The sequence below is a fragment of the Sutcliffiella sp. FSL R7-0096 genome (assembly GCF_038595065.1).
Classification (GTDB): Bacteria; Bacillota; Bacilli; order Bacillales; family Bacillaceae_I; genus Sutcliffiella_A.
Map to the genome: position 1 here is coordinate 2,114,051 of NZ_CP152003.1, position 13,969 is coordinate 2,128,019.

A 13,969-nucleotide genomic window follows, 5' to 3' on the forward strand; every position below is an offset into this window, starting at 1 on the left:
AACTTTGAGAAAACTCTACACCATGTTTTTTCTAAGAATTTACCCTCTTGAGGAGGATTATTGAATGTCAGATTACTTAGTTATTGTGGAATCACCAGCGAAAGCGAAAACGATTGAACGTTATCTAGGAAAAAAATATAAAGTAAAAGCATCCATGGGACATGTAAGAGATCTACCTAAAAGCCAAATGGGCGTGAATGTGGATCATGAGTTTGAACCAAAGTATATCACCATCCGAGGTAAAGGACCTGTACTGAAAGAACTCAAGACCGCTGCTAAAAAAGCGAAGAAAATCTTTCTCGCGGCTGACCCGGATCGTGAAGGGGAAGCGATTGCTTGGCATCTCGCCCACAGTTTGGATATCGACATCACTTCAGACTGCAGAGTAGTGTTTAATGAGATAACCAAAGATGCCATTAAAGAGTCCTTTAAGCATCCTAGACCAATCAATTTGGATGTGGTGGATGCCCAACAGGCCAGAAGGATCCTTGATCGTCTTGTTGGTTACAATATCAGTCCTTTACTATGGAAGAAAGTGAAAAAGGGTTTAAGTGCAGGTCGGGTTCAATCCGTTGCGGTCAGACTTGTGATTGAAAGGGAACAAGAAATAAATGCTTTTATCCCAGAAGAATATTGGTCCATTAAAAGTTCATTCCTAACAGGCAAGTCCAAGGAATTTGAAGCAAACTTTTATGGTATAGATGGTAAAAAGACGGAACTAAAGTCAGAAGCGGAAGTAAAAGATGTATTAGGTAAGCTGGAAGGCAATTCATTTGAAGTGAAAAATGTTACCAAAAAGGAACGAAAACGAAATCCCGCCCTACCTTTCATCACCTCTTCTCTGCAACAGGAAGCAGCACGTAAGCTGAATTTCCGTGCAAAGAAAACGATGATGATGGCACAACAGTTGTACGAGGGAATTGAGCTGGGTAAAGAAGGAACGGTAGGTCTCATTACTTATATGCGTACAGATTCGACACGTATTTCTGAAACAGCCAAAAAAGAAGCGGTGGAATATATCGAAAAAACCTATGGCAGTCAATTTGTCTCCAAAGAAGAGAGAAAAGAGACGAAAAAAAGCAATGCACAAGATGCCCATGAAGCGATACGTCCAACTTCTACAATGAAGGACCCTCTGTCTATCAAAGAATATCTGTCAAGAGATCAATATCGTCTATATAAATTGATTTGGGAACGATTTGTTGCAAGTCAAATGGCACCTGCCATCTTGGATACAGTAAGTGTGGATCTTATACAAAACAATGTCCAATTCCGTGCGACAGGTTCAACCGTTAAGTTCGCCGGCTTTATGAAAGTGTATGTGGAAGGAAATGATGATCAGCAGGAAGAAAAGGAAAATCTTCTCCCTCCATTGGAGAAAGGGGATACAGTTTTTTCAAAAGATATCGATCCTAAGCAACATTTCACTCAACCACCTCCAAGGTATACAGAAGCGAGATTAGTTAGGACGCTTGAAGAATTGGGCATCGGCAGACCATCAACCTATGCTCCTACGCTTGATACTATTCAAAAGCGGGGCTATGTGGCTTTGGATAATAAACGGTTTGTCCCAACCGAGCTTGGGGAGATTGTTATTCAACTTATCCTGGAATTCTTCCCTGAAATTATTAATGTGGAATTTACAGCGGACCTTGAAACCAACTTGGATAATGTGGAAGATGGGAAAGTTAACTGGGTCGATATCATAGACGGTTTTTATCACGAATTTGCCAAACGTCTTGAAAAAGCAGAACAGGAAATGGAAGAGATCGAGATCAAGGATGAACCGGCCGGTGAGGATTGCGAACTATGCGGTCATGAAATGGTGTTCAAAATGGGAAGATACGGTAAGTTCATGGCATGTTCCAATTTTCCAGATTGTCGTAATACGAAACCAATCGTAAAAGATATCGGTGTACCTTGTCCCAAGTGTGAAAAAGGGAACATTGTGGAAAGAAAAAGTAAGAAGAAACGGATATTCTATGGTTGTGACCAGTATCCCTCTTGTGAGTTCCTCTCATGGGATAAGCCAATCGCCAGAAAATGTCCGAAGTGTGAGTCCTTATTGGTGGAGAAAAAGCTTAAAAAAGGTGTACAGGTACAATGCGTAGAGTGTGACTATAAAGAAGAACCACAAGGATAAGCAGATAGGTAGAGGGGACTGACACACATGCGGTTATGTCAGCCCTTTTTCCTTTGTGATGAAATACCTTGTAGCAACGAATTTTTAAACGTATTTGGAGGAATCTAGTGATGACAACAACAGTTAATGTAATCGGTGCCGGTCTTGCAGGCAGTGAAGCTGCATGGCAGCTGGCTAACAAAGGGATCCAAGTTAACCTGTATGAAATGCGACCGGTGAAACAAACGCCGGCTCATCATACAGATAAGTTTGCTGAGCTTGTTTGCTCGAATTCGCTTCGTGCCAACAATCTGACGAATGCAGTAGGAGTATTAAAAGAAGAAATGCGGATATTGGATTCTGTCATCATACGCTCTGCAGATGACTGCGCTGTACCGGCTGGCGGTGCCCTAGCAGTAGACAGGCATGAATTTGCTGCAAAAGTAACGGAACGTGTCAAAGAACATCCAAATGTGACGGTTTTCAATGAAGAAATGGACCAGATTCCAGAAGGGCCGACCGTCATTGCAACCGGACCGCTGACTTCCAAATCCCTATCCGACCAGCTCCGTTCATTAACAGGAGAAGAATACCTTTATTTCTATGATGCTGCTGCACCGATTATCGAAAAGGACAGCATCAACATGGATATCGTGTATTTGAAATCCAGATACGATAAAGGGGAGGCGGCATACTTAAACTGCCCAATGACGGAAGAACAGTTTGATCGTTTCTACAATGCATTAATAGAGGCGGAGACAGTTCCTTTAAAAGAGTTCGAGAAGGAAATCTTCTTTGAAGGCTGCATGCCGATTGAAGTAATGGCTAACCGTGGAAAGAAAACAATGCTGTTTGGACCTATGAAACCAGTAGGACTCGAAGACCCTAAAACGGATAAACGCCCATATGCTGTAGTACAGCTTCGTCAAGACGATGCTGCTGGGACTTTGTATAACATTGTTGGTTTTCAGACACATTTAAAGTGGGGCCCACAAAAAGAAGTGATCCGTTTAATACCAGGTTTGGAAAATGCGGAAATTGTGCGATATGGCGTGATGCACCGAAACACCTTCATTAACTCTCCAAACCTCCTTAAGCCAACCTATCAATTCAAGGCAAGGGAAGACCTGTTTTTTGCCGGACAAATGACAGGTGTGGAAGGGTATGTGGAGTCTGCAGCATCAGGACTTGTAGCTGGGCTTAATGCGGCGCGTCTCGTACAAGGCCTTGAGCCACTTGTTTTCCCTAAGGAAACTGCTATTGGAAGCATGGCGAACTATATTACTTCTACAAATGCGAAGAACTTCCAGCCGATGAATGCAAACTTCGGTCTCTTCCCGGAGCTTCCAAAGAAAATCAAGAACAAGCAGGAACGTAATGAAGCTCATGCTAGGAGAGCGTTGGAAACAATTCAGAATTTTGTAAAAAATTAATCAAATTAATTGCAAGGGCTACTAAATTGTGATAATATTTAGTAGCCCTTGTGAGGTGATAAGTATGCAAAATGTTAACGTTTCGTTAATTTCTTTTCTGGAATATTTACAAATTGAGAAAAACTATTCAAAATATACTGTTGTATTTTATCAAAAGGATATTGAAGATTTTTTTGATTTTATGAAAGAGGAAGCCATTTCAAGCATCAATGAAGTCACTCATACAGAAGCACGTTTGTATTTGACCAAGCTACATCAAAAGAAATATGCAAGAAAAACGGTTGCAAGGAAGACCTCCAGTTTGCGAAGCTTTTATAAGTATCTGCTTCGTGAGGAAAAAGTGGAGCAAAACCCCTTTACCGTGGTTTCGTTACCAAAGCAGGAAAAGCGTCTACCGCAGTTTTTGTATAGCGAAGAGTTGGAGAAATTGTTTGCTGCTTCCGATCTTTCAACGCCTCTCGGACAGAGGAATCAAGCCTTGCTTGAATTGCTCTATGCTACAGGTATCCGAATAAGTGAATGTTGTCACATACAAGTGCAGGATATCGATTTTCAAGTAGGCACCATCCTTGTTACAGGAAAAGGAAACAAACAACGGTATGTTCCTTTTGGCAGTTTTGCGCAGGATGCATTGAAAACCTATATGGAGGATGGTCGCATATCATTGCTTGAAAAGCAAAAGGCATCAACCCCGACTAAGCATCTATTTCTCAATTTTCGGGGTGACGCACTTACTCCGCGTGGGGTCAGGGTCGTCCTGAACGATCTGGTAAAACAAGCATGCACAACCTTACATATTAGTCCGCATATGCTTCGACATACCTTTGCTACACATATGCTGAATGAAGGGGCAGATCTTCGTGTGGTTCAGGAACTGCTTGGACATGCCAGCCTTTCATCCACACAGATTTACACACATGTGTCAAAAGAACATCTACAAAAGACGTATAATCAATTTCATCCTCGTGCATGAGGATCGAACGGAGGGTCACTGATGTCAACATTTCATGCTACTACGATATTTGCAGTCCAGCATAATGGACAAAGTGCAATGTCAGGTGACGGTCAAGTTACATTTGGAAATGCGGTTGTTATGAAGCATACAGCACGAAAGGTGCGAAAGCTTTTTAATGGGAGGATCTTGGCCGGCTTTGCAGGATCCGTAGCAGATGCTTTCACCTTGTTCGAAATGTTCGAGGCAAAACTTGAGGAATACAACGGAAACATCCAACGCTCTAGCGTCGAGCTTGCCAAAGAGTGGAGAAGTGACAAAGTACTGAGGAAATTGGAAGCAATGTTGATTGTAATGGATGAGTCCAGCATGTTATTGGTATCTGGGACTGGAGAAGTAATTGAACCGGATGATGGGATACTGGCGATAGGCTCAGGTGGGAACTATGCACTTGCTGCAGGCCGTGCATTGAAAAGGTATGCAGGAGAACACATGACTGCACGTGAAATTGCAAAGGCTTCCCTGGAGACTGCAGGAGAGATTTGTGTGTACACTAATGACAATATCATTGTAGAAGAACTATAGAAAAGGCGGTTGTGGACATGAGTACAAAATTGACCCCTAGGCAAATAGTAGATATGCTTGATCAATATATTGTGGGCCAGACGAATGCCAAAAAAGCTGTTGCTGTGGCGTTGAGAAACAGATACAGAAGAAGCTTGCTCAAAGGCAGTCTCCGGGACGAAGTGGTGCCTAAGAACATTTTGATGATCGGGCCGACCGGTGTCGGCAAGACGGAAATTGCCCGCAGGATTGCCAAACTTGTGGGAGCACCATTCATAAAGGTCGAAGCGACGAAATTTACAGAAGTAGGATATGTAGGTCGCGATGTGGAGTCTATGGTCCGTGACTTGGTGGAAACTTCCGTTCGTCTTGTAAAAGAAGAAAAAATGGCAAGTGTCAAAGATAGAGCTTTGGAAAATGCAAACAAACGAATTGTAGAACTCTTAGTACCTGGCAAGCAAAAAAACACCTCCTACAAAAATCCTTTAGAGATGTTTTTTGGAGGCAACGCGCCGACCAATGAAGCGGAGGAGCAGGAAAAACAGGAAGAGGTCTCCATTAAAGAGCAGCGAAGAAGGATGGCCCACCAACTTGCATTGGGGGAGCTTGAGGACCGATATATCACGGTGGAAGTGGAAGAACAGCAGGGCTCCATGTTTGACATGCTTCAAGGGTCGGGTATGGAACAAATGGGCATGAACATGCAGGATGCTCTTAGCAACCTGATGCCAAAGAAAAAGAAAAAAAGAAAGCTCACGGTACGTGAAGCAAGACCGGTGTTGACCCATGAAGAAGCGCAAAAGCTTATAGATATGGATGAAGTGACACAGGATGCAGTGATGCGTGCGGAACAGAGCGGAATCATCTTCATCGATGAAATTGATAAGATAGCCAAAAAGAACAGTGGCTCTTCTGCAGATGTTTCCCGCGAAGGAGTACAACGTGATATTCTTCCCATTGTGGAAGGTTCCACTGTTGTCACCAAGTATGGACAGGTGAAAACCGATCATGTTCTTTTCATATCCGCAGGTGCCTTTCATATTGCCAAACCGTCCGACCTCATTCCCGAACTGCAGGGGCGTTTTCCGATTCGTGTTGAATTGACGAAACTGTCCATTGAAGATTTCGTGAGGATATTGGTGGAGCCGGATAATGCATTGTTGAAACAATATACGGCATTATTGGAAACGGAAGGTATAAAAGTCGAATTTTCTGACGATGCTATTCGTAAAATAGCCGAAGTTGCGTTTCAGGTGAACCAGGATACGGATAACATCGGAGCAAGACGCCTACATACGATTCTCGAAAAACTCTTAGAGGATCTATCCTTTGAAGCGCCAGACATCAATCTCGAAAAGATTGTCATCACCCCGCAGTATGTAGATGAAAAACTAGGAAATATCGTAAAAAACAAAGATTTAAGCCAATTTATTTTATAGAAGTAGATTCTAGGAGGAAATAAGATGCCATTATTACAAAAAACAAGAACAATCAATGCAATGTTACAAAGAGCAGCAGGAAAACCGGTTAATTTCAAAGAGATGTCTGAAACATTATGTAATGTAATCGAAGCTAATGTATTTGTGCTTTCCCGCCGTGGAAAGCTATTGGGATATTCCATCAATCAACAGATTGAAAACGAACGTATGATTAAAATGCTTGAAGACCGCCAGTTCCCGGAGGAATATACAAAGAACCTGTTCAATATCTCTGAAACATCATCCAACCTGGATGTAGAGAGTGAATATACTGCATTCCCTGTAGAGAACAAAGAATTGTTTCAATCAGGTTTAACGACCATCGTACCAATCATCGGTGGTGGAGAGCGTCTTGGTACACTGATTCTTGCTCGCCTGCAAGAACCATTCTCTGACGATGATCTTATCTTGGCTGAATATGGTGCGACAGTGGTAGGGATGGAAATTCTTCGTGAGAAAGCGGAAGAGATCGAAGAGGAAGCCAGAAGTAAAGCTGTCGTACAAATGGCGATCAGCTCGCTATCGTACAGTGAGCTAGAAGCGATTGAGCATATTTTCGAAGAGCTTGACGGAAAAGAAGGTCTGCTAGTGGCAAGTAAAATTGCCGACAGAGTTGGGATTACACGTTCTGTCATCGTAAATGCATTACGTAAACTAGAAAGCGCAGGAGTAATAGAGTCGCGTTCATTAGGAATGAAAGGTACTTACATTAAAGTGCTTAACGACAAATTCTTGTTTGAACTTTCAAAATTGAAATCACACTAATTATTAAAAAGTAGGGTCTGACCATTGGTTGCTAAAATAGCAACTGGTCAGACCCTTTTTTGTTCATTTCAAGAGCTTTTTCTATTCCTTGAAACCTAATAGGTCTATATACCCATAATGAAAAATGAGTCAAATTATCGATTTTTTTTAACAATTGACACATAGACATATGTGTTACCTTAATTTACAATACAAATATACATATTTCGACAAACTTATATAATTCGTTACAAAAGATTTATTTGTGGGGGTACTAATGAAGATTTTTTCGACATCCATCCAAGCATTGGAAAAAGGGATTCAATACTCAGGGGTAAAACATAAAGCGATTTCTCATAATATCGCAAACGTAGATACACCGAATTTCAAGCGAAAAGAAATTACACCGAATTTTGGAGAGACTTTTCAAAAAGCACTAAAGTCACATAAAACAGATGCCAGGCATCAGGATTTCTCGGGGACTACGAATCTCCCATACAAAGCAGATAAAACGTCCCATTCCTATTCGCATAATGGCAATAATGTGGACATCGATAAAGAAATGTCAGACTTGGCTGAAAATCAAATTTATTATTACACTTTGATTGACCAGATGAATGGGAAGTTTCAATCCCTGCAATCCGTGATTAAAGGAGGTAAGGCATAATGTCAATGTTTAAAAGCATGAATATTTCTGCCTCCGCGCTGACTGCACAGAGACTCAGAATGGATGTCATCTCTTCTAATATGGCAAATGTCGACTCTACAAGAGGAACATACCGTAATGGTCAATGGGAGCCATACAAGAGGAAGGTCGTGGAAACTGCAGCAAAAGAGAACAGTTTCCAGTCGTTCTTACAGAAAGCCTCCGGTACAAATAATGGAATTGGCAATGGAGTGAGTATTACGAGAATTAAAGAAGATGATGCTCCATTCCGAGTGGTTTTTGACCCAGAACATCCGGATGCCAATGAAGAGGGTTATGTAGAACTGCCAAACGTGGATCCATTGAAAGAAATGGTGGATCTTATGAGTGCTTCAAGGTCATATGAAGCAAACGTTACAGTTTTCAATGCCTCCAAGGGAATCATGATGAAAACTTTGGAGCTTGGTAAATAAATGGGAGGGTTTTAAATGATTTCCAAGATAACTAACACCAATCAAGTCGTCCAACAGACAAACAGCCTTCAGAAAACGAGCGGTGATGTGCATCAGCAATTTTCGACCTATCTGAAGAACGCAATCAATGAAGTGAACAACTCTCAAGTTGCTTCCAATCAAATAACGACAAAGCTGGTCAACAATGAAGGAGTCGAGCTTCATGATGTCCTGATTGCCCAACAAAAAGCAAGTGTTGCCATGCAATTGACGATGGAAGTGAGAAATAAAGGCGTTGAAGCCTATCAAGAAATCATGAGAATGCAAGTTTAATCACTAGAAAAATAGATGCGGTTATTCACTGCATAATCGTGCTGCAAGATAATAACCGGGGGAATTGACGTAATGAAAGAAAAATTACAAGAGATAAAGATAAAAACTACTTCCTTTTGGAGAGACAGAAATAAAACCCAAAAGACAGCGATAATAAGTACGATGGTCGTATCATTCTTTGCAATATTTTCCATCATTTATTTTTTAACAAAAACGGATATGGCACCCTTATATAAAGACCTGACAGTCCAGGAAACTGGACAGATCAAAGAAGTATTGGACGGAAGAGGAATCCAATCACAAATAACGAGTAATGGTACAGCCATTCTAGTTCCCGCACACACAGTGGATTCCTTAAAGGTGGAACTGGCAGCAGAAGGGGTACCAAAAAGCGGAAGTATCGATTATGGCTTTTTCGGAGAAAGATCAGGGTTTGGCATGACCGATAACGAATTTCAAATCATGAAGCTCGATGCCATGCAAACGGAATTGGCCAATCTAATCAAAGGAATAGATGGGGTTAGAGATGCTCAAGTAATGCTTAGTCTTCCAGAGGAAGGCGTTTTCGTAAGAGAATCCAATCAGGAGGCATCTGCATCCATTGTCATACATAATGAAGCTGGTTATCAGTTTGATCAGAATCATATAAATGCACTCTACCACCTTGTATCCAAAAGTGTTCCGAACCTATCTACGGATAATATCGTCATTATGAATCAAAATTTTGAGTACTTTGATTTGAAAAATAATCAAAATAATGGAAATTCTTTCAACGTGGCAACACAGCTTGAATTAAAAAAAGAGATTGAAAGAGATATCCAAAGGCAAGTGCAACAAATGCTCGGCATGATGATGGGTTATAACAAAGTGGTCGTTTCTGTTACAACCGATATTGATTTTACCCAGGAAAACAGAGAAGAGAATCTTGTCTCGCCGGTTGATTCGGAAAATATGGAAGGTATTGCAGTTAGTGTGGAACGGATCACAGAAACCTACACCGGAAGTGAAGACGCAGCAGGGGGAGTTCCAGGTACTGGAGAAGCAGACATCCCAGCATATGTTGCCGGTGGAGGAAGCGGTAGTGGCGATTATGAACGAATGGAAGAACGAATCAACAATGATGTTAATAGAATCAGAAAAGAGATAGTGGAGAGTCCTTACAAAGTAAGGGACATGGGTATCCAGGTAATGGTGGAACCGCCGATTGCAGATGATCCCCTATCCATGCAGGAAACCACGGTAGATGATATCAGACAGATTTTGAGCACGATTGTGCGTACTACCATTGATAAGAACATGTTAGGGGAAGATCCTCAAAATGCAAATATTGATGATAAAGTCGTGGTATCTGTGCAACCGTTCAATGGAAAAGTGGATATGGAAGAAGCGACTGCCTCCGCTATCCCTATGTGGGTGTATATCGCTGCAGGAATTTTACTCGCAGTAATTCTTCTTTTATTGTTCCTGCTATTGAAACGAAATAGGAATGAAGAAGAAGAAGAGGATATTTTTGTGGAAGAAGAAACGGTCCAGATAAATGTGCCGGATATAAACAATGAAAAAGAATCAGAAAGCACAGCGCGTAGAAAACAACTTGAGAAAATGGCAAAAGAGAAGCCGGATGAATTTGCAAAATTGTTACGCTCATGGCTCTCTGAATAAAGGGGAGATATAAATGGCAAAAGCAGCCCAGTCAAAAGTCTTTTCAAATAAACAAAAAGCGGCCATATTATTGATCTCGCTCGGCCCGGATGTATCGGCTTCCGTATACAAGCATCTATCAGAAGATGAAATCGAGAAGCTGACACTTGAAATTAGCGGTGTAAGAACGGTCGATAGTCACATTAAGGAAGATGTTCTTGAAGAATTTCATCAAATTGCTCTTGCACAGGATTATATATCACAGGGTGGAATCAGCTATGCTAAAACAGTTCTCGAAAAAGCTTTGGGGAAAGAACAGGCCGCAGCGATCATTACCCGCCTGACGTCATCCCTACAGGTGAAGCCATTTGATTTTGCGAGGAAAGCGGATGCATCGCAGATCCTTAATTTCATCCAGACCGAACACCCACAGACAATTGCATTGGTGTTATCGTATTTGGAACCGACAAAGTCTGGTCAGATCCTTTCGGAATTGCCTCAGGAGCTACAGGCGGATATAGCGAAAAGGATAGCGGTAATGGATAGCACCTCTCCGGAAATAATTAATGAAGTGGAACAGATACTCGAACGGAAGCTTTCGACCACTGTTACACGGGATTACACCAATACTGGTGGCATCGATTCTGTCGTGGATGTGCTAAATCAAGTGGATAGAAGCACGGAAAGAACCATTTTGGACTCTCTTGAAATTCAAGACCCCGAACTGGCGGAAGAAATCAAGAAACGCATGTTTGTATTCGAAGATATTGTCACATTGGATAATATGGCCATCCAAAGGGTCATCCGTGATGTGGAAAATGAAGATCTGATGCTTGCGTTGAAGGTCGCAAGTGAAGAGGTCAAAGACATTGTCTTTAAAAATATGTCCAAGAGAATGGTAGAAACGATGAAGGATGATATGGAATATATGGGGCCAGTCCGTCTGAAGGATGTGGAGGAGTCGCAATCCCGTATTGTTGGTATCATCAGGAAGTTGGAAGAAGCAGGGGAGATCGTCATTGCCCGTGGTGGAGGAGATGACATCATTGTCTAGACTTATAAAATCCTCCCGTTTAGGTGATGTGGGAGCCGGTTCGGTATCCATTAAGGTCGCTCCTATCTTTTCAAGGAAGCAATCAGAGGCTCCATCAGAAACTGGAGTAGGCCATAGTATTGATTTTATCAATCAAACGATTGAAAAAGCCAAAAAAGAAGCGGCAAGTATTGTGGAACATGCAACCAAGGAACGTGAAAAGGCTTTCTTGCAGATAGAAAAAGATAAAAAGGATTGGGAAAAAGAAAGAGAAACATGGAAGCAGCAAGCTTACATGGAAGGACATGAGCAAGGATATCAGGTTGGTGAAAAGGAAGCGCTCACCGAATACGAAGCTAGATTGGCAGAGGCGCAAAGAATCATAGACTTAGCAAAAGTGGAGCATCACAACAAATTAGACAGCTCCATAGAGTTCATCGTGACACTTAGCATGAAGGTCGCAGAAAAAGTTCTGGGATGTACGCTGGAAACAGACCCTTCCTTCTATACAAAACTAGTTCAAACCGCATTGAAAGAAGTGAAAGAAAAAGAAGAAATAAGAATTTATGTCAGCCCAACACAATACCCGAATATCCTGCAACATAAACAACTTCTCCAAAATATTATTAACAGTCAATACGATCTTGCCATCTATCCTGAATCTGACTTGGCCGAGGATGGCTGCTGGATTGATTCCTCCGCTGGAAGGATGGAGGTTTCCGTCCAAACTCAACTGGCAGAGATAAAAAATCACTTACTGCAATTGGTAAGGATGGATACAGAGTGATGATTAGCATTGAAGAATTGCTGCAAGAGATAGAAGGCATAAGCCCCTATAAACGCTACGGGAAAGTTAAAAGGGTTATTGGTCTGATGATAGAATCCAAAGGGCCAGAGAGCTCAATTGGCGACGTTTGTAATATTATCATTAATAAGAAGAAAAATCGAATTGTGCAGGCAGAAGTTGTAGGCTTCAGGGATGAACATGTGATTCTGATGCCATTTACAGAAATTCAGGACATCGGTCCAGGATGTATAGTGGAAGCTACAAACAACGCACTAGAGATCCGGATTGGCGAAGAGCTCAGAGGCATGGTGCTAGATGCTTTGGGAAGACCTTTGAACCCTGAGGAGGAATTGCCATTCGGGCTGGGTAAATACCCGACAGACCAAGCGCCGCCAAATCCGATGACAAGGCCTTCCATTTCCGAGGAATTGGAAGTGGGGGTCAAGGTGATCGATGGACTCCTGACAGTCGGCAAGGGGCAAAGGGTAGGTATATTTGCAGGCAGTGGTGTCGGAAAAAGCACCCTTCTCGGGATGATTGCAAAAAATACACATGCTGATCTAAATGTAATTGCTCTTATAGGAGAAAGGGGAAGAGAGGTTCGGGATTTTCTGGAACGAGATTTAGGTCCTGAGGGATTGAAAAGGTCTATTGTCATCGTTGCAACCTCCGATCAGCCTGCCCTAATGCGAATAAAGGGGGCTTACACCGCAACTGCCATTTCCGAATATTTTCGTGACTTGGGATATAACGTGATGTTGATGATGGACTCTGTTACAAGGGTGGCGATGGCCCAGAGGGAAGTAGGCTTGGCTGTAGGAGAGCCACCAACCACAAAAGGATACACACCTTCCGTCTTTTCCATGCTGCCAAAGTTGTTAGAGAGGACTGGGACGAACAAACATGGATCCATCACTGCTTTTTATACGGTGCTTGTAGACGGTGATGACATGAACGAGCCGATTGCGGACACTGTCCGGGGAATCTTGGATGGACATTTTGTTTTGGATAGGGAACTAGCAAATAAAGGCCAATATCCAGCGATAAATGTACTGAAGAGTGTAAGCCGTGTGATGAATAACATCGTTGGACCTGAACATAAGAAAGCAGCAGAATCCATGCGCGAAAAGCTGTCTAAGTATTATCAAGCAGAGGATTTAATAAATATTGGTGCGTATAAACGCGGTAGTTCGAGGGAGATAGATGACGCAATACAATCTTATCCCTTCATCATTCAATACCTGAAGCAAGAAGTAGAGGATAAATGGAGCTTTGCAGATAGTAAGGCGGAACTTACGAAATTAATGAATTAGAGTAGGTGAAAGGCATGGCTGTTAGAAAAGGACGCCTGGAGAAAATCTTAGTTGTAAAAAAAGCAGAGAAAGATCAGGCAAGTTCGGAGTACCAACAAGCGATTTCCACATTTGAAACAGAAGGACAGGCATTATACGACCTATTAAAGCAAAAGGAAAAGCTGGAAGAGTCATTGCAAGGGAAGCTCAAGGCGGGAATACCGATCGAAATTCTCAAGCAACAGCAATTCTTTATGGGGAACTTGGAAAAGAACGTCTTTCATCAACAGAAAAAGGTTAGCCATGCCAGAGCCTTCATGAATTTAAAGGAAGAGAAACTGAAGGAGCATTCCGTGGAATGTAAAAAATACGAAGTGTTGGATGATAAAGAGAAGCTTTTCTGGAAGCAAAATGACCTTAAAGTGGAGGCAACTTATATAGACGAACTCTCCATTCTTCAATATTCGCAACACACAAATAGGTGAAAAAACC

General features: G+C 42.0%; 14 protein-coding genes. All 14 read left to right on the forward strand.

The genetic code is table 11. The features are described from left to right. Positions 1-64: 64 nt before the first annotated feature. Positions 65-2,143, forward strand: a complete 2,079-nt coding sequence (gene topA, locus MKY77_RS10705; RefSeq protein ID WP_339145798.1) for a type I DNA topoisomerase — start codon at positions 65-67, stop codon at positions 2,141-2,143. Between the two features lie 107 nt (positions 2,144-2,250). Next, positions 2,251-3,555 (forward strand): FADH(2)-oxidizing methylenetetrahydrofolate--tRNA-(uracil(54)-C(5))-methyltransferase TrmFO, encoded by a 1,305-nt coding sequence (trmFO, locus tag MKY77_RS10710; protein WP_339145799.1) that lies wholly within the window; start codon positions 2,251-2,253, stop codon positions 3,553-3,555. A gap of 64 nt (positions 3,556-3,619) precedes the next feature. Then, complete coding sequence (xerC, locus tag MKY77_RS10715; RefSeq protein ID WP_339145800.1) at positions 3,620-4,528, forward strand: tyrosine recombinase XerC; 909 nt, start codon at positions 3,620-3,622, stop codon at positions 4,526-4,528. 21 nt (positions 4,529-4,549) lie between these two features. Continuing rightward, entirely contained in the window at positions 4,550-5,092 is a 543-nt protein-coding gene (gene hslV, locus MKY77_RS10720; protein WP_339145801.1) for an ATP-dependent protease subunit HslV, read from the forward strand. A 17-nt stretch (positions 5,093-5,109) separates the two neighbouring features. Next, positions 5,110-6,510 carry an HslU--HslV peptidase ATPase subunit gene (gene hslU / locus MKY77_RS10725; RefSeq protein ID WP_339145802.1) on the forward strand — a complete coding sequence of 467 codons (1,401 nt, stop codon included), beginning with the start codon at positions 5,110-5,112 and terminating at the stop codon, positions 6,508-6,510. Positions 6,511-6,534: 24 nt separating this feature from the next. Beyond that, positions 6,535-7,314: a GTP-sensing pleiotropic transcriptional regulator CodY gene (gene codY / locus MKY77_RS10730; RefSeq protein WP_237662041.1), complete on the forward strand. Its 780-nt coding sequence runs from the start codon at positions 6,535-6,537 to the stop codon at positions 7,312-7,314. Between the two features lie 256 nt (positions 7,315-7,570). Continuing rightward, entirely contained in the window at positions 7,571-7,960 is a 390-nt protein-coding gene (flgB, locus tag MKY77_RS10735; RefSeq protein ID WP_339145803.1) for a flagellar basal body rod protein FlgB, read from the forward strand. After that, complete coding sequence (flgC, locus tag MKY77_RS10740; protein WP_339145804.1) at positions 7,960-8,412, forward strand: flagellar basal body rod protein FlgC; 453 nt, start codon at positions 7,960-7,962, stop codon at positions 8,410-8,412. Before flgB ends, flgC begins: the two co-directional genes overlap by 1 nt. Positions 8,413-8,427: 15 nt before the next feature. Continuing rightward, on the forward strand, positions 8,428-8,724 hold the full coding sequence (gene fliE, locus MKY77_RS10745; protein WP_237662046.1) for a flagellar hook-basal body complex protein FliE: 297 nt from the start codon (positions 8,428-8,430) through the stop codon (positions 8,722-8,724). 72 nt (positions 8,725-8,796) lie between these two features. Beyond that, on the forward strand, positions 8,797-10,386 hold the full coding sequence (fliF, locus tag MKY77_RS10750) for a flagellar basal-body MS-ring/collar protein FliF (protein WP_339145805.1): 1,590 nt from the start codon (positions 8,797-8,799) through the stop codon (positions 10,384-10,386). A 13-nt stretch (positions 10,387-10,399) separates the two neighbouring features. Further along, positions 10,400-11,419: a flagellar motor switch protein FliG gene (fliG, locus tag MKY77_RS10755; RefSeq protein ID WP_339145806.1), complete on the forward strand. Its 1,020-nt coding sequence runs from the start codon at positions 10,400-10,402 to the stop codon at positions 11,417-11,419. Beyond that, entirely contained in the window at positions 11,412-12,185 is a 774-nt protein-coding gene (gene fliH / locus MKY77_RS10760) for a flagellar assembly protein FliH (RefSeq protein ID WP_339145807.1), read from the forward strand. The genes fliG and fliH overlap by 8 nt, the downstream gene beginning before the upstream one ends. A 2-nt stretch (positions 12,186-12,187) precedes the next feature. Continuing rightward, complete coding sequence (gene fliI, locus MKY77_RS10765) at positions 12,188-13,498, forward strand: flagellar protein export ATPase FliI (protein WP_339149786.1); 1,311 nt, start codon at positions 12,188-12,190, stop codon at positions 13,496-13,498. A gap of 14 nt (positions 13,499-13,512) precedes the next feature. Beyond that, positions 13,513-13,962, forward strand: a complete 450-nt coding sequence (gene fliJ, locus MKY77_RS10770) for a flagellar export protein FliJ (RefSeq protein ID WP_339145808.1) — start codon at positions 13,513-13,515, stop codon at positions 13,960-13,962. Positions 13,963-13,969: the final 7 nt, after the last annotated feature.